The following is a 16,192-nucleotide window of genomic DNA, read 5'->3' on the forward strand; positions in this document are numbered from 1 at the left end:
GTGTAGGATAGGCGGGAGACTTTGAAGGCGTGTCGCTAGGCATGTTGGAGTCGTTGGTGAAATACCGCCCTTTATTTATCTGATGCCTAATCCCTAAAGGGAGACAGTGTGTGGTGGGTAGTTTGACTGGGGTGGTCGCCTCCAAAAGAGTAACGGAGGCTTTCAAAGGTACCCTCAGCACGCTTGGTAACCGTGCGCAGAGTGCAATAGCAAAAGGGTGCTTGACTGTGAGGCCTACAAGCCGATCAGGGTCGAAAGACGGATATAGTGATCCGGTGGTTCCGCATGGAAGGGCCATCGCTCAAAGGATAAAAGGTACTCTGGGGATAACAGGCTGATCTCCCCCAAGAGCTCACATCGACGGGGAGGTTTGGCACCTCGATGTCGGCTCGTCACATCCTGGGGCTGGAGAAGGTCCCAAGGGTTGGGCTGTTCGCCCATTAAAGTGGCACGCGAGCTGGGTTCAGAACGTCGTGAGACAGTTCGGTCTCTATCTGTTGTGGGCGTTGGAAGTTTGAGAGGACCTGACTTTAGTACGAGAGGACCGAGTTGGACTAACCGCTGGTGTACCAGTTGTGCCGCCAGGTGCATTGCTGGGTAGCTACGTTGGGCAGAGATAAGCGCTGAAAGCATCTAAGTGCGAAACTCCCCTCGAGATGAGACTTCCTTTAAGGGACGTTATAGATGATGACGTTGATAGGCTGCAGGTGTAAAGGCAGAAATGTCATAGCTGAGCAGTACTAATTACCCGTAGACTTTCCGTAACGCATGGCTGTCCTTGTTTACAGGGACAGCCTGCAACACCTAATCTTGTGTGATACTCTTACAATTAATATGTCATAAAATATTTAAGATTTTATGGTGATTATAGCGGTGGGGCCCACCTCTTTCCATTCCGAACAGAGAAGTTAAGCCCACTTGCGCTGATGGTACTGCCTTTACCGGTGGGAGAGTAAGTAGTCGCCAACCTTATTGATCTAAGGGTCACTTTTTAAGTGACCCTTTTTTTATGCCCATTTTTTTTAGCTGTCAGTAGGAGGAATTTGATGAACGGGTGAAACTCCGTGTCCTTTTGTAGTGAATATTTTTTAGCTTCGGCTTATCACTCAAACTCTTTGCATGATAGCTACTATCACAACTATTATCTTCTTAAATTGAAGTGGAATGGATTGTTCTTCAGTACTTATAGGTTGATAAAGAATACCAGCTAGCTACCTCGACTGGTTTAACAACGTACTCCAGATGATGAATCTGTAAAAACTTATAGGCTAGGTTCTTTGAATGGTCCTGCTATGCTAGTTCTAAGAGAGGCAGGATCTAGATATTTACAAGCTAAGCCCAAAACATCTTGTGCAGTTGTGTTTAATACTTGGTCAATATATTGCTCATAGAAGCTAAATTCCACTTCTTGAGTATTCACCGTTTTGAATTTGGTGATTGCAGCGAATGGTGAACTAAAAGAGTTAATGAAAGAACCACACATATAGTTCTTTACCGTTTCCAATTCGGATTCTTGAATAAGTTGGTCTTGAAGAGTGTATATTTCTCTACTGATTTCTTCAAGGGTTTCTTTTTCGTTTTCTCCTTTGACATCTGTAGAAATAAGGAAGTAACCAGCGTGCTTAAGAGAGTATAGGGAAGAGTAGACTCCATATGTGTAACCTTTTTCTTCTCTTATATTTTTCATTAACCTTGAACCGAAGTACCCACCTAAAATTTCATTGCTAACCATAAATTTCAGATAGTCAGGGTGTGATCGGTTGAATAGCCTTTTTCCTTGTTTAATGGAGCTCTGAACAAACTTCTTGTCGCGGTGACAGATGCTTTCTCCAAAAGCTTGGAAGTGCTCTAAACCGGATCTTGTAGTGTACTGAATGTTTGTGCCGAATAAATGCTGAATAACCTGAACTGCGTCAATCGGAATATCTCCAGATAGATAGACATCAAATGATAAAACACTACTTTGATAGAGAGCTTTTATTTCATCAATTGAGACTGATTCTAAGTCTTCGATAGATAGGATATAACCATAAGGATGACCGTTGAAGAGTGTCTTTCTTAAATTTGTAGAAGAAAGGTAGGAGCCCTTTTCAAGGTTCATCTGTAATTTATTGATCTCTCTTTCTTTTAATAGTTTTAAAGACTTTTGATTGAACTCAGGAGTATAGAGCATTTCAGATAAGAGGCTTAGGTTCTCTTTAAAATGCTTTTTCAGTCCGTAGATGGCCACGGAAGAATGGTCAAAACTTGGGCTGATTTCTAAAAAGCTCCCAAGAGAATCTATTTGTTCAGATAGCTGATGACCAGTGCGTTTTTTGGTGCCTTCAGCTAGCATTTTAAGTGTTAATTGAACACTAGCTGCATTTTTAGCAGAAATGTTTCCTGCCTTCGTTAGTATTTCAACCTTAAACGCATTGGTGTTACTCTCTCTATGAAGATAGAGTTTTCCTCCTTGACCAAGGTCATAGTCCTCAATCTCGGGAAGAGTGATGTTACTTACCTGACGAATTGGGGGTGCCTGAGTTCTATCAAGCATATATTATTTGTCTTCTGATTTCGTAAAATTGAAAATAGCTCCAAATCTTAGAGTTTCGGCTAATGGATGCTCTTGCAATTGAGGTACTAGGTAGGAAAAGTTAAGCTCTAGCTTCTGCAACTTAAAGCCCACGCCAGCGGTGAAATATTTTCTATTTCCCTTGTTTACATGTTCGTAGAAATACCCAGCTCTTAAAGCGAAAGTTTCGCGATATTCATACTCAGCTCCCACTGAATACATTATTTCTTGAATTTCTTCTTTGAAGCCGCCTGGAGCGTCTCCGAATGATCCGAACATACCTGCTAGTAATCCTTTGTCGCGATGTGACCCATCAGCTTGCGGAGTTGGTACCATCAGTTTATTGAGGTCTAAGGCTAAAGTGATTTTGTTATAAGGATCTAAAAATGAAGAAAGTGAACTCCCTATCCTTAGGTTGGTAGGTATGAAGTCCTCTTCATCTGCACTATTGTAAGATATTTTGGAACCGATATTGGTAATAGAAGCTCCTAAAGCCAGTAATGACTGCTTATTGAAAACTGTAATTTGTTGGTTGTGGTAGATTCCAATGTCGGCAGCGATGCTTGTTCCTGGTTTTGGATCGGTTACAGGGCTTGTAGTAATGTTTCCAGACAGGTTAGAGAGAATGTACTTACCAGTAACCCCTATGCTTAAATTGTCGCTAAGTTTTCTAGAATATGAGGCAGATATAGCAAATTCTCTCGGAGTAAAGCTTCCTATTGGTTGCCCGTTTCCATTAGTGAGCTCAATATCACCAAGGTTGAAATAGGTTAGAGCAGCACCAAAGGCTTGTTCATCATCGAGTTTCTTATAGCCAGAAAGGTAAGACAAAGACATATCGTCTACGTACTTCTTTAGCCAAGGGGTAAAGGTTAAACCTAGTCCAGAGTTTTGGTTGATAAACGTAAGCTTAGCTGGGTTCCAGAAAGTGGAGTTTATGTCTGGTGTGGTTGCTACTCCTACATCGCCCATGGCGCCAGAAACAGGGTCTGGAGCGATTGTTAAAAACGGGACAGCTGTTGCTATTACATTGCGATCTGTATCTTGACCACTAATGGTTCCTGAGTTTTGAGCGTATACATTGACCGAAAAATAGGTAATAATTGTGGTGAGAATGATGAGCCTATTTCGCATGAAATTTTTGTTCAAAGATAGTACTATATAGTTAATTCGAAATTATCAGTTTTCCGCGTACAAAGTCGCTTTTTCCTGTAGTATTTGATGCCAACCTGAGTGTGTAAAAATATATTCCTGCTTCGAGACTTTGTTTATGGTGGTTTTTACCATCCCATTTAAGTTGTATTGTCTCTTCTGCACTCAATATTTCTGTCAGTAAATTATTGACAGGTTGACCTCTACTGTTTAGTATTTCAATCTCTAGATTTAGATTTTCTCCCAAAAGATTGTGCCCAACACTAAAGAAGGTTTCATCTATAAACGGGTTAGGATAGCTTTTTATTTCTGTAATAAATGAACTTTTGGTTCTAATCTCAAACTCTACTGTTTTGGATGATGAATTACCATGGACATCTCTAGCAGATACAGTGAGTGTGTATTTGCCTGTACTAAGATCTTCAAGATCCAATTCTGCAATACCTTTCTTGTAGTTGTCGAGTTGAGCGCTGTAGCGATCATTCAAGTTGAAAGTGAGACTGTCATTGAAGTTGAGAGTTAAACTCTGACCTAATACTGATTCCGAAATATTAATTCCACTTTCATCAGAGAGCTTAATTATGGTTTTTACGTTTTGATCATAGATTCCACTTACTGCCTTTAAGGTGTCGTTTAAGAAGATTCGTATTTCAGGCGGGGTATTGTCTACTAGGTGGTTTTCAAAGGTACCACCCAGTGTGAAGTTTAGATTGCTTCCCAAAGCATCAGAATTCTCATTGTTTTCAATTGCATATACTAGCATTTTACCTTCACCGAAAGCATAATTGATATTTTTAGGGACAATGAAATCAAGCTTGAACTTTCCGGAGGTTACCGAGGCCATTCCTTTAAATAGAACTATATCTCTTTCTTGGAACTGAAATGGAGGGTTTTCGGAGCCCCTTGTGGTCTTCTCTTGAGACTTATCAAACAAAGTAAAGCCAATGGTGCCTTGAAAGCTAGAATTCAATTGACCTCCTGCGGTAATTTGACCTTCTATAGTAACTGGTTGAAGTGCTTTGATTGTATCTTTTTTGGACGGAGTCTTACCATTAATAGCCGTAACACTTATTTCGTTTTTAGGATATGACAGTCTCATACTGGGGTCACCAAGTAGAATAAAATTACGATTGAGACTTCCTTCTAACGAGTTGTTTTTAGTGTATTTGATTACATCTCCGAGCCTTTGGTATTCATCCCCTTGCTTATTTAACATGGTTCCATAGAGTGCTTGGTTCAGCCTATAGTTCGTACTAGAAAACACGGGCCTTGTAGTGGTCAAGAGCCCTATTGTTCCACCTACATTTTTAAAGATCAGTCTTTCTGCGCCAGATTCAGTTAAGGGGTCGTCATTTCTTCCAAATTCGCAAGTAGCGGTTATAAGAAATGGAAGCTTGTAGGTGTTTCTCCATTCTTCCATTAGTTCGAAAGTGAGAATTCTCTCTTGCATCCAACCAAATTCTGCACCATGGCCAGTAAAATTGATGATTAATCGTCCTTCATTGACTGCCTCAATTAGTGCTTTTTCTGCATCTCTTGAGGTTTCACCAGAAGGTAAGCGTTCTTGTTTAAATGCATCTAAATAGAGCTTTCTGATTTGAAACTGTTGAAAAGAGGTGTCGACTAGCGTAGCTAACTGGTCAGCATCTCGTTGGTGAATGTTTCTATCACCATCGTCTGCAACAAAAAGTACTTTACTTCTCCAGTCGCCTAAGGTACTTGGGCTAGTTTGGTAAAGTATTATTTTATCTACGGCCTTTTTAGCTTGTGCTAAATCCTTGGCAGGTATACGTCCCACGCCAATGTCTAGAGAGTGGTCTCCTGCGGTAGATTCTTCCCATTCTCCTTCATGGTTTTCTAAGAAGCCATAAAAATCGTCTGAAGCAAAAGTGAGCAAGGGATGTATAGAGTTCCTTGATTCGTAAATGGGTACCAAATTGGTGTTTTCTTCTATTCGGTCTTTGTAATCGTAGGATCCTTTACCAAAGAAAAGTACATATTTTAAGGTGCCTTGATCGTACTTGTATTTGATGAAATTCCTTATTGCTGATACATCTTGTCGGCCAGCACTAAACTCATTGTAAATCTGATTTACAGTGGCTACTTGAACAGAAAGTTGATCGTGGGAATTTCGAAAATCAGCAAGTCTTTGAGCTTCCGAATGTAAACTCTCGTGAGTAATGATTAAAAAATCGACTGCAACTGATGATTTGAGGTCTTGATTCTGTAAGTCTTCGTATAAATCTGGCTCAGGTAGATTGTTCGAATTAAAGACCATAAATTCAGTGTATGTATTACTGAAAGTAGAAAAGGTAATCTTGTTATCGATGACTGAATGTTGCTGCTCTTTAATATTCGTAGGATCGGTGACATCCCATACTTGATGAGCACTTGCATTACTGTTAATGGAGAAAGTTGAAATGCCTGAGTTTTGCGCTGGGTATCTTAAAATTAATGGATTGTTTGTGAAAACTGGTTCAATCGGAAGGTCAACCCAGTACTTGTTCAAGTATGCTACAGAACTATTGGCTCCGTTTCTATTATAGGTGAATTGAACGTTTATTTGAGAGTCATCTATTTGAGTACTGCTAATGCTGAATGTATTATTCTGAAGGTTTCCTTTAACTGCATATTGTGAGTTTGGTATGGCTTCAAAATTAAGAGTGCCCAAAGCATTGTTATTAATTTGTATGTCTAAGCTAGTAGATACATAGGCTTGGCTTAAAAATTCTGCAAATACTTTGACGGTACTATTAGGTGACAGACTGGGTGTCTGATGTTGAAAGCTGATTGAGTTAATGGCATTCAGTTGTTCGCCAAACCATTCTCTTCCAGAGGAAAGAATGTTTGTCTCATCTGACTCGTGGTATACAAGCTGTCTAGCCGATTTTACTAAATTACCTGAGCTTCCTAAGTCTGGTTTTGCTTCTAACCTAAGTCCTGGCTCGTTCTTAATAGTCAGAAAATAGAAGATTTCATCCGTGTATAGGTTCCTGGTTATGTTGAATTGATCGGAATTTGCGTCATAATCTACTTGGTTAATCTCATCTACATAAAACAATATGTAGTCGTTTTCACCAAATACGCCATCGGACTCACCAACTACCGTGATAGGATTTTCTTGGAGGTCTATGTAGCGATTTTCGCTTAGGCTTTGCGCAAGCATACCCCCGTTCTGACCATAGATAGCTATGTTTTTGGGGTCTATATCTGATGGATCAAAACCAAATTCTCTGAGCTTATTCCATGTGATTTTGTATACTCCAGACTCCGAGAACGACATTTTCACCCATTTACCAGAGCCTAAAACACTGCTCTGGCACAAAAGGCATTGCGGAATTAGCAGTAAAGAAATAAGAAGTAGGTTTAAGCGCTTCAAAGTTTGAATATGACAATTGAATAACGACAAACCCTATTTGTTCGCATTTTCGGGTCTCTTAAAGTTAGTGATTATAGAGAGCAATAGATAGATTATCATTATCCATGGAGCAGCCTGATACTGTAGAGTAATGGCTAGAACTAAACCTGACACAAGTAATATGTACTTTTCCCAATTAGAAGCGAAACCAAAGCCTTTGAATTTTAGAGATATCATTCTTAAAGGAGATACCATTAGATAAGAAAAGAATACGGCCATGATTACCCATGCTATAGGTGTTTCAGTTAAACTCTTCCCAAAGTAACTCTCTCCCTGCCATACTATTATGGGAAGCGTTGAGACGAATAGGCCGTGTGCTGTTGTAGAAATACCTTTAAAGCTTGTATGTTGATCTTCAGAGATATTGAATACTGCAAGTCTTATAGCGGAACAAGCTGGAACCAACAAAATTAGATATCCCCAGCCTTGAATGGGGTACATTGAGGCGTAGATGAAGGTTGGCAATACTCCAAATGTAATTAGGTCAGCAAGTGAATCTAGCTGTACACCTAACTTTGAAGATACTTTTAAGGCCCGCGCCACGGCCCCATCTAGCAAATCGAAAAAAGCTGCCAGGAATACGTATAGATGAACTACCGGCTCACTGTTTTCAGGTTTCGTTAGAATTTGCTGAATAGCTAAGACTCCAAGGCAAAGATTACCTAAGGTGAATAGGTTTGGGATATTCTTTTTGATCCAACTCATACTAGCTTACAAAAAGGATTGTATAGTTTCTCGTGACCTATGGTTGTTTCTTCTCCATGACCAGAGTAAACAACTGTTTCATCAGGAAGAGTGAAGAACTGGGTTTTAATGCTTTCCATTAATGTATCAAAATCCCCTCCAGGAAGGTCCGTTCTTCCGATGCTTTCTTGAAACAGAACATCTCCACCAATTATAAAACCGTCAACAGCATTGTAAAATGCTATATGACCAGGAGCATGTCCAGGGGCGAAGAGCACCTTCAAAGTTCCATTTCCAACTTTAATTTCATCACCTTCTTTTAAGAACTGATCTGGTGTAGATGGTGTATACTTTTGAAATCCATAGCTAGAAGCATAGGCTTCTACAGATTTTAAGGTTGCAGCATCGTGTTCTCCAACCCATAAAGGCACGTCAAATTGCCTTTTAACAAAGGCGTTACCCAATACATGGTCTATATGACCATGGGTATTGAGTATTTTCTCAATCTGAATACTTTTATCTTCAATGCACTCAATCAGTGCTCGTTCTTCAGCTGGGTCATAGCAGCCCGGATCTATGATTACTCCTTTGCCACTATCATGAAGAATGTATGTATTCTCCATAAAAGGGTTAAAAGTGAATTTAATTACCTCCATGTATTCAAATTTTTGAAAGCTCTAAATTTCATTGATTATTCAAGAGTAATCAAAAATACTTCAATAATTTCACAGCATGCGGGTTGACTATCTGATTGTAGGGGCTGGAATTGCTGGGAGTGTGCTGGCTGACCATTTATTAAAAGCAGGAAAAGAGGTGATGGTTGTAGACGATGCCACCAAATCTAATTCTTCTAAGGTGGCTGGAGGGTTATACAACCCTATTACCGGAAGGCAAATGGTTAAAACTTGGAATTGCGACAGGCTTTTCGATTATCTCATACCTTATTATATGGGACTGGAATCAGAGTTGAAGACCAGTTTTTTGTTTGATACTCCGATTTATAGACCGTTTTTTTCCATAGAAGAGCAGAATGAGTGGATGGCAAAAAGTGCCGAAAATCAATACTCGAATTATATTAAAGAGATTAAATCCAAACCTGAATGGACTAATGAAGTGTCTAATCCTTATGGTGGCTTATTGCTGAGTAAATCAGGATACTTGGATACTTCAGTTTTTTTAGAAGCATTTAAAGACAAGCTGAGAAGAAGTAAGAAGCTAATTGAATCTGATTTTCATTTTACTCAATTCCAGAAGTTAACAGAGGGCTGTTCATTCAAGGGAGTGACGGCTAAACGAATAATATTTTGTGACGGAAGACTCGGGGTCGATAACCCATACTTCTCATGGTTGCCATTTAGTTTGGTAAAGGGAGAGTTGCTTTTTATGAAATCTGACGTTTCTCCAAGGGTAATTTATAACAGAGGTGTATTTGTAATACCTCTCGGTAACGGTTTCATGAAATGTGGTTCTACTTATGAGCATAATGAACTCAATGAACTTCCAACCAAAAAGGCAAAAGACGAGTTAATACAAAGGGTTGAAAAGTTGATAAATTTCGACTTTGAGGTGATTGACCAAAAAGCAGGTGTTCGACCAGCAACAAAAGACCGAAAACCTTTTATTGGAGAACATCCAGTAGAGAAGGGGATTTGGATTTTTAATGGTTTAGGTACAAAAGGAGTGTCTCTAGCTCCATTTTATGCCAAGCAATTGGTTGAGCATATGGAAGATGAACAACCTTTAGATGCCGAGGTCAATATTAAAAGGTTTTTTTCGTTATTTTAATTGTTTCTTCAGTAACCATATATGGTGAGAGATTATACTAGGCTACTTCAAGCATCTTTTTTTGCACTGATTTTATTCATTGCTACACCTCAGACACAGGCTCAAACCTATAAAGTAGAGTTTGGTAAGAACCGAATCCAATACAAGTATTTCGATTGGAGCTACTATGCCTCTGAAAATTTTGAGGTTTACTTCTATAATGGAGGTAGAGATATTGCTTACAAGACAATAGAATACCTAGAAGAAGAGTTTAGCCGAATTACAGAAACCATCGGATACCCACCATTTGCGAAAATTCGAGTATTCCTCTATAACTCAGTTGTAGACAAACAGCAGAGTAACGTTGGGGTTAATGCTGGTGATTTTACTGTGGGTGGTCAAACCGATTTTGTTCAGTCGCAAGTTGAGTTGGCTTACTCTGGTGACTACACCTCATTTAAAGAAAAGGTTATTTACAGCATTACCGAAATGCTGATAGAGGAGATGCTTTACGGAGGAAACATAGCCGAAATGTTTCAGAGCTCCTTTACTAATCCCATTCCACTATGGTTTACTGGGGGTATTGCCAGATACGTGTCCGTTGGGTGGGATAGTAAATCTGACGATGCAGTAAGAGAATATGTTTCTACTACAATTGAGGATAGTTTTGTTAAGCTAACGCCAGAGATGAATATCCTCTTGGGCCAATCTATTTGGAATTTTATTGCTCAAAAATATGGGCAGAGAAGTATCTCTAATATTCTGAATTTAGCAAGGATAATACGTAATGAAGAGAATAGTATAGAGAGAACCTTAGGGGTGCCATTTGATCAGTTTATGAAAGAATGGAGGGTTTTTTATAGCAACACTAATGTTGAACTTAGAAAGTCCTATAAACTTCCAAATGAAGCTAATAGGGTTAGTGGGAAGAATAGAAATGGGATGAGCTTTACTGACGTAAAGTTCAGTCCTGACGGCAAGTTTTTAGCTTATTCTAGAATGTCTCAGGGTCAATTCAGTATTAAGGTGCTGAATATGGCAAATAATGATGAAAGAGAGATCTTTAATGGTGGACTAAAGCTTAATGACCAGGAGGTAGATATGGAATATCCATTATTAAGTTGGGCAGATAGTACAACATTAGGTATTGTTTATGCGGAAGATGGTCGCAATATAGTAGCTGTAAAAAGATTAGGTACTAAGGGAGAGCAGAAGATAGAAATCCCATTACTAAGTAAAATACAAAGTTTTGATTTTAAAGATGGTGGTAGGTTTGCCGTTATGACAGGAGCTATAAACGATGTTCCGAACGCATTTACCTATAATCTAGTTAGAGGGCAGGTCAGAAAAATAAGCGATGATTATTATGATGAAAGAGATATCACTTTTTACCCAGGCTCTAATCAGATTGTATTTATATCTAACAGGAAAACGGATAGTGTATTTGTAGATGGTCCACAAACTTTAAAAGAAGTTGAAGGGAATCAGTTTAATCTTTATGCATATGATATAGATTACCCGGACAGCTCATTTAAGAAGCTTACAAATGCCTTGGCTGTAGCGAAGCGCCCTAAGGTTGTAGATGGAAACTTCGTGCTTTACTTGTCAGATCAACAAGGAATAAATAATATCTATAAGTTTAATGGTTACGACTCTACTAGTGTCCAAATAACCGACTTTTTGTATGGTATAAAAGCATATGACTACCACCCTCAATCAAGAATGCTTGCGTTTGTCTCTAGTCAAAACGGAGAAGAGTCTGTCTTTTTGAAAACTATCGATATAGGCTCATCAATGTTTAGCCCTGTTACACCTAGGCGTGCTTTAGAAGTGGCTAGAATTTTAGCAGAAAGAAGAAGGAGTAGAATTGGCAAGCAATATAATCAGCTAGATTCGCTCAGTAACCCCGAAAAACTACCAACTTCTACACGATCTCCATTTCAAAAGTTAGACTCTCTTAAGGAAGGTGCTATCAATACGGAAGCGTATGAGTTTGAAGCTCAGACCAAAGTTGACACCAGGGATTATAGGTTCGAGAAGCCATCTGAAGATCCAAATGTTAGTGGGAGATCTTTTTTAAGTATTTACCAAAATGCTAATGCCGGCAATACTATACAAGGCCCTACTAATTACGAGAATAGGTTTCAGACTAATAATGTGGTTACCACTTTTGTGATAGACGAGCTGCGTTCGTTTTCTCAATTATTAGAAATTGAAATGAATGACTATCTCCAGAACCATAGGTTTAAAGGAGGGGTGTTAATACCTCTTAGCTTTAGCTCTGGTTATGATGTTTATGGTGAGTATGAGTACCTGAAAAATAGAATTGACCTCAGTGCTGGCTACTATAGAAAGAGCATTGTGAGAATGAATGCATCGAATTTTTTAAATCAACGATTCAACAAGAGTACATTTAATATAGGGTTGAGTTACCCCTTCACTCATAAGTTAAGACTGGAGTTTAATCCATTTTTCACTCAAACTAAGTATATAGATAGAGATATCAGATTGCTAATACCTAGTAATAATCCGGCACAATATGTTTCTGAAATTACCTCTGATTACTTAGGCTTTAATTCATCATTAGTTTTTGACAATACCATTGTTACTGGAACCAACCTTCACCAAGGAACAAGGGCTAAAATTAGGTATGAAACTCATTTAAAAATGAATCAAAATGCCCTCAGCTTCAGTAATTTGGAAGTAGATGTCCGTCATTATTATAAGTTAAACAGAGCTATCTACTTAGCAGGCAGGGCATATTTTGGGTCTTACTATGGAAATGCACCGAAAAAGTATCTTTTAGGAGGAGTTGATAACTGGGCTTTCAATACAATAGAGTCTAGTAATGCTGAGATTAATCCATTAGAGTTTCAAACACTTTTTGATAACAGCGATGTTTTATTTCATCAGTTTACTAACCTTCGAGGCTATAACTATAATACTTTCCAAGGTAGAAATGTAATGACATTCTCAGGTGAGCTGAGGTTTCCGATTAACCAATTAATGAGTAACAGCGATTTGAAATCTAACTTCTTGAGAAACCTGCAGTTTGTTGCGTTTTATGATATTGGTTCTGCTTGGGATGATCTATCACCGTTTAAAAAGAAGAATAACTTGAATATTGAGGAAATTAGGAATGACAATTCTCCATTTAGTGCCGTAATAAACAATTTCTCCAATCCATGGCTTCAAAGCACAGGAGTAGGAGTAAGAACTATGTTGTTCGGTTTCTTCTCAAGAATTGACTTCTCTTTCCCTATCCGCAACTTCGAAACCCTAGATCCAAAACTCCAACTTTCATTCGGATACGACTTCTAGTTTTTTTAGCATCTGAATTAGTCTATTTTTGATATTCAATTTTAGAGTATGCTGAAATCTATGACTGGCTACGGCCGAACAAAAGGTAAGATTAATGGCTTTCAAGCCGATGTGGAGATTAGAACATTAAATTCTAAGTTCTTAGATCTGCAACTCAAAGTACCACGAACTTTTCAGGGCAAAGAATTAGAAATAAGATCACTTATTTCCGATAGTTTGAAAAGGGGTAAGGTTTCGCTTAATGTTGAACTTACTCAAGATACTGACGTGGAAAGTGAGCAGGTGAATCATGAGTTGTTCAGAAGATACTACAAGGAGTATAATAAGCTGGCACAAGAGGTTGGCGCTTCTACTAATGATATTTTCAGGCTTGCCTTGCATAGTCCTGATGTTATGTCATCTTCTAATATTGATGAGAAAGTTTTAGAAGAGCAGTGGACTCAGCTGATGCCTTTGCTAAAACAAGCGATAGCACATTGCGATGACTTTCGTATTCAAGAAGGAGCCAACTTGGAAAAAGAGTTAGTGAGTTATATAGATGGTATCGCAAGTCAGCTTGAAGAAATAATAAGTCACGATCCTGATAGGGTAGAGGTTATAAAAGAACGAATTAAGAAGCATCAGCAAGAGATTGAAGGCTCGGATGAGTTTGATAAGAATCGTTTTGAGCAGGAAATGATCTACTATATAGAGAAACTAGACATTTCTGAAGAGATAGTGAGGTTGAAGAATCACTTAAGTTATTTCAGAGAGGTAATGGCCGAAGATGATTCCCAAGGAAAGAAGCTTGGGTTTATCAGTCAAGAAATTGGTAGAGAGATTAACACGATTGGCTCAAAGGCTAATTATGCTCCAGTCCAAAAGCTAGTTGTAGGCATGAAAGACGAACTCGAAAAGATTAAGGAGCAGTTACTAAACATTATATAGTCTTACCTTGCTCTAAGGCCTTAATTATAGCTCAACGTAAAGATTGGTGCACTGCCTGTAAACCCTGACCTTCCCAGAGATGCTGGGAAGATCTGACTGTGAGTTTATGGGAGAATTTTCACCCTGAATATCTACCTTAAATCAAAGTGTATAAATAGAGACATTCTTGACTTTACTGGATTGCCTCTTTGTAGACCAGGATTCCATTTAGGAGCCATTTTTAGTACCCTTATGGCCTCGTCATCACAACCAGCACCAATGCCTCTTACAACCTCTATATCGGATATGTTTCCTTCCTTATCCACGACAAAGTTTAGAAATACTTTCCCCTCAATTCCAGCCCTTTTGGCCATTTTTGGGTACTTAAGATTGTCATGTAGAAACTGACCCCAAGCCTGCATACCACCAGGAAAGCTAGCTTGAGTTTCAGCTATAACAATGGTGTTGTCATTGACTATTTCATCTGGGATATCGTACGATTCGTAATCTTCAATGACATCTGTTGCTTCAAAATCAAAGTCGGGAATATCTATCTCTGGTGTTTCAATTTCATCATCAACAATGTCTATAAGCACAGGTTGTGGTTTAGGCTTTGGGGGCTGTGGTTCTTTGTGTTTGGTTATTGGCGTTTCGTCAAATATTTCAGAGTCCAGGGAATAATGGCCAATAATTTTATCTGGTTGAATTTCTGTCTTAATCTGAAATGCTGAGAACACAAGGAGTGAACTGATGCATAGACCAATACTCATAAAGAGGTTTCTTTTAAGAGTATAATTTACTGAGTTGTTCTTCTTAATTTCCATGACTATTTATCTAGTGTTAAAACTAATTATTTAGTTATTGTGTTTAAAATAAAACCCACTTCTCAGCGGGCTTCATTATTTATTTCAGCTTGAAAACTATCCTAAATTGCATTCTGGACTTCACAGCTCTACCTCGCTGCTTTCCAGGATTCCACTTTGGAGACTCTTTTAGTACTCTTACGGCTTCTTCATCACATCCACCTCCGATTCCACGAATAACTTGGATATCAGAAATGTTACCTTCTTTGTCTACAATGAAAGATAAGAATACAGCTCCATCAATACCCATTCTTTTAGCTTGTCTTGGGTATTCAAGGTTTTTACTTAAGTATTTCATCCAAGCAGCGTTTCCACCAGGGAAAGAAGCTTGCTCTTCTACGATCATGAATACTTCATCTGCCACTTCTTCTTCTGGCTCCTCTTCGAAGATGATTTCCTCAACCTCAGTTTCTTCTGTGATTTCTACATCAAGGTCAATTTCAATTTCTTCTTCAATCTCTTCCTCATCTGGAATTTCGATAATTTGAGGCTGCTTAATTGGTGGCGGTGGTGGCGGTGGTTGCTCGGTTGGAGGTATTTCGGTTAATTCTTCAAAATCATCCGGAGCCATACCTAGATCCATCAACTCGCCTTCTTCATACTGCTTTGCTTCGAAAGCATATAAAGTTAGGGACAAGCTAATGATCAGGCCAAGAGCCATATACATGGTTCTTTTTTTGCCGACATCCGCTTTAGGGGTTTTCTTTAATTCCATAACTTTTCTTCAGTTAGATTCTAAAACTATAATATTAGTTTAGGAATCGCAAGTTTATTTTTGATAAAAATCATAAAAACAATTACACCAAACAAGGCTCCTGTAAAATTTGCAAGTAAATCATAAATATCTGCCATACGACCAGGTACATATTGTTGCAAACCTTCTAGGATAATTCCGTAAACTAAGCATATAGTTAACGTGAGATTCCTTTGTTTCGTTCCTTTACCTTTCAGTTTTCCTTTAAGAGTGTACCCAATAAGTACCAATAGACTAAATATCAGAAAAACAGCTAGGTGGGCTAATTTGTCGTAAGAAAGAAGCTTTGACTGCGGAAAAGTGTCTTGTGGTAGTAGCATTAAAAAGGCCAAGGTTATGGCCCAGATTATTGCTGGCCAATAAGCATACGGCCTCAGCTTCTCAAACATCTTAACCTGCTATAAGCGACTTGTAGTCTTCTGCAGAAAGAAGGTCATCTAATTGAGATGAATCAGATAATTTAATTTTGATCATCCAACCTTCTTCATAAGCGTTGTCGTTTACTTTTTCTGGTGAGTCTTCGAGGTCTTCATTTACCTCCACAATCTCTCCACTCAGTGGCATAAACAAGTCTGAAACTGTTTTTACTGCTTCAACAGTACCAAATACTTCATTAGCATTTAGAGTGTCTCCTTCAGTTTCAATTTCAACATAAACAATATCACCTAGTTCGCCTTGGGCAAAGTCTGTGATGCCTACTGTGGCTACATCGCCATCTACCTTCACCCACTCGTGGTCTTTGGTGTACTTTAAGTCTGCAGGTACGTTCATAGTGT

General features: G+C 38.7%; 12 protein-coding genes and 2 rRNA genes (1 of these 14 cut by a window edge). 5 read left to right on the top strand and 9 right to left on the bottom strand.

The window, feature by feature from the left end; genetic code table 11:
* Together T7867_RS11215 and rrf are read left to right on the top strand one after the other, a co-directional pair.
* Positions 1-764 (top strand): 23S ribosomal RNA (locus T7867_RS11215); it begins 2,110 nt to the left of the window's first position.
* A 93-nt stretch (positions 765-857) separates the two neighbouring features.
* Positions 858-969 (top strand): 5S ribosomal RNA (gene rrf, locus T7867_RS11220).
* Positions 970-1,261: 292 nt separating this feature from the next.
* Here the strand turns inward: rrf and T7867_RS11225 are convergent.
* The 5 genes from T7867_RS11225 to T7867_RS11245 are packed head-to-tail and all read right to left on the bottom strand — an operon-like array spanning position 1,262 to position 8,464.
* Positions 1,262-2,536 (bottom strand): M16 family metallopeptidase, encoded by a 1,275-nt coding sequence (locus tag T7867_RS11225; RefSeq protein ID WP_068218678.1) that lies wholly within the window; start codon positions 2,534-2,536, stop codon positions 1,262-1,264.
* Between the two features lie 3 nt (positions 2,537-2,539).
* Complete coding sequence (gene porV / locus T7867_RS11230; RefSeq protein WP_068218680.1) at positions 2,540-3,688, bottom strand: type IX secretion system outer membrane channel protein PorV; 1,149 nt, start codon at positions 3,686-3,688, stop codon at positions 2,540-2,542.
* Positions 3,689-3,719: 31 nt separating this feature from the next.
* Positions 3,720-7,115, bottom strand: a complete 3,396-nt coding sequence (gene porU / locus T7867_RS11235) for a type IX secretion system sortase PorU (protein ID WP_322299271.1) — start codon at positions 7,113-7,115, stop codon at positions 3,720-3,722.
* A 3-nt stretch (positions 7,116-7,118) separates the two neighbouring features.
* The gene (locus tag T7867_RS11240) at positions 7,119-7,829 is read right to left on the bottom strand and encodes a CDP-alcohol phosphatidyltransferase family protein (protein WP_273515532.1); all 711 of its coding nucleotides are present in this window, start codon (positions 7,827-7,829) and stop codon (positions 7,119-7,121) included.
* Positions 7,826-8,464 carry an MBL fold metallo-hydrolase gene (locus T7867_RS11245; protein WP_273515529.1) on the bottom strand — a complete coding sequence of 213 codons (639 nt, stop codon included), beginning with the start codon at positions 8,462-8,464 and terminating at the stop codon, positions 7,826-7,828. Before T7867_RS11245 ends, T7867_RS11240 begins: the two co-directional genes overlap by 4 nt.
* A gap of 76 nt (positions 8,465-8,540) precedes the next feature.
* Here T7867_RS11245 and T7867_RS11250 point away from each other — a divergent pair, with 76 nt between their 5' ends.
* The 3 genes from T7867_RS11250 to T7867_RS11260 are packed head-to-tail and all read left to right on the top strand — an operon-like array spanning position 8,541 to position 13,820.
* The gene (locus tag T7867_RS11250) at positions 8,541-9,593 is read left to right on the top strand and encodes an NAD(P)/FAD-dependent oxidoreductase (RefSeq protein ID WP_273515526.1); all 1,053 of its coding nucleotides are present in this window, start codon (positions 8,541-8,543) and stop codon (positions 9,591-9,593) included.
* A gap of 21 nt (positions 9,594-9,614) precedes the next feature.
* Positions 9,615-12,893: a hypothetical protein gene (locus T7867_RS11255; protein WP_322299272.1), complete on the top strand. Its 3,279-nt coding sequence runs from the start codon at positions 9,615-9,617 to the stop codon at positions 12,891-12,893.
* Between the two features lie 48 nt (positions 12,894-12,941).
* Complete coding sequence (locus T7867_RS11260; RefSeq protein ID WP_273515521.1) at positions 12,942-13,820, top strand: YicC/YloC family endoribonuclease; 879 nt, start codon at positions 12,942-12,944, stop codon at positions 13,818-13,820.
* 131 nt (positions 13,821-13,951) lie between these two features.
* Here the strand turns inward: T7867_RS11260 and T7867_RS11265 are convergent, their stop codons facing one another.
* The 4 genes from T7867_RS11265 to gcvH all read right to left on the bottom strand — a co-directional run bounded on the left by T7867_RS11265 (position 13,952) and on the right by gcvH (position 16,187).
* Entirely contained in the window at positions 13,952-14,623 is a 672-nt protein-coding gene (locus T7867_RS11265; protein WP_273515519.1) for an energy transducer TonB, read from the bottom strand.
* A 79-nt stretch (positions 14,624-14,702) separates the two neighbouring features.
* Complete coding sequence (locus T7867_RS11270) at positions 14,703-15,377, bottom strand: energy transducer TonB (RefSeq protein WP_068218709.1); 675 nt, start codon at positions 15,375-15,377, stop codon at positions 14,703-14,705.
* A gap of 26 nt (positions 15,378-15,403) precedes the next feature.
* Complete coding sequence (locus T7867_RS11275) at positions 15,404-15,805, bottom strand: VanZ family protein (RefSeq protein ID WP_273515517.1); 402 nt, start codon at positions 15,803-15,805, stop codon at positions 15,404-15,406.
* A gap of 1 nt (position 15,806) precedes the next feature.
* Positions 15,807-16,187 (bottom strand): glycine cleavage system protein GcvH, encoded by a 381-nt coding sequence (gcvH, locus tag T7867_RS11280; RefSeq protein WP_068218715.1) that lies wholly within the window; start codon positions 16,185-16,187, stop codon positions 15,807-15,809.
* Positions 16,188-16,192: the final 5 nt, after the last annotated feature.

Origin of the sequence: Roseivirga spongicola, assembly GCF_034376045.1 — a bacterium.
Classification (GTDB): domain Bacteria; phylum Bacteroidota; class Bacteroidia; order Cytophagales; family Cyclobacteriaceae; genus Roseivirga; species Roseivirga spongicola.

Bases quoted from the DNA above. Each gene is read 5' to 3' on its own strand.
- T7867_RS11225 (WP_068218678.1), bottom strand. From the start codon at position 2,536: ATGCTTGATAGAACTCAGGCACCCCCAATTCGTCAGGTAAGTAACATC.
- porV (WP_068218680.1), bottom strand. From the start codon at position 3,688: ATGCGAAATAGGCTCATCATTCTCACCACAATTATTACCTATTTTTCG.
- T7867_RS11240 (WP_273515532.1), bottom strand. From the start codon at position 7,829: ATGAGTTGGATCAAAAAGAATATCCCAAACCTATTCACCTTAGGTAAT.
- T7867_RS11245 (WP_273515529.1), bottom strand. From the start codon at position 8,464: ATGGAGGTAATTAAATTCACTTTTAACCCTTTTATGGAGAATACATAC.
- T7867_RS11250 (WP_273515526.1), top strand. From the start codon at position 8,541: ATGCGGGTTGACTATCTGATTGTAGGGGCTGGAATTGCTGGGAGTGTG.
- T7867_RS11255 (WP_322299272.1), top strand. From the start codon at position 9,615: ATGGTGAGAGATTATACTAGGCTACTTCAAGCATCTTTTTTTGCACTG.
- T7867_RS11260 (WP_273515521.1), top strand. From the start codon at position 12,942: ATGCTGAAATCTATGACTGGCTACGGCCGAACAAAAGGTAAGATTAAT.
- T7867_RS11265 (WP_273515519.1), bottom strand. From the start codon at position 14,623: ATGGAAATTAAGAAGAACAACTCAGTAAATTATACTCTTAAAAGAAAC.
- T7867_RS11270 (WP_068218709.1), bottom strand. From the start codon at position 15,377: ATGGAATTAAAGAAAACCCCTAAAGCGGATGTCGGCAAAAAAAGAACC.
- T7867_RS11275 (WP_273515517.1), bottom strand. From the start codon at position 15,805: ATGTTTGAGAAGCTGAGGCCGTATGCTTATTGGCCAGCAATAATCTGG.
- gcvH (WP_068218715.1), bottom strand. From the start codon at position 16,187: ATGAACGTACCTGCAGACTTAAAGTACACCAAAGACCACGAGTGGGTG.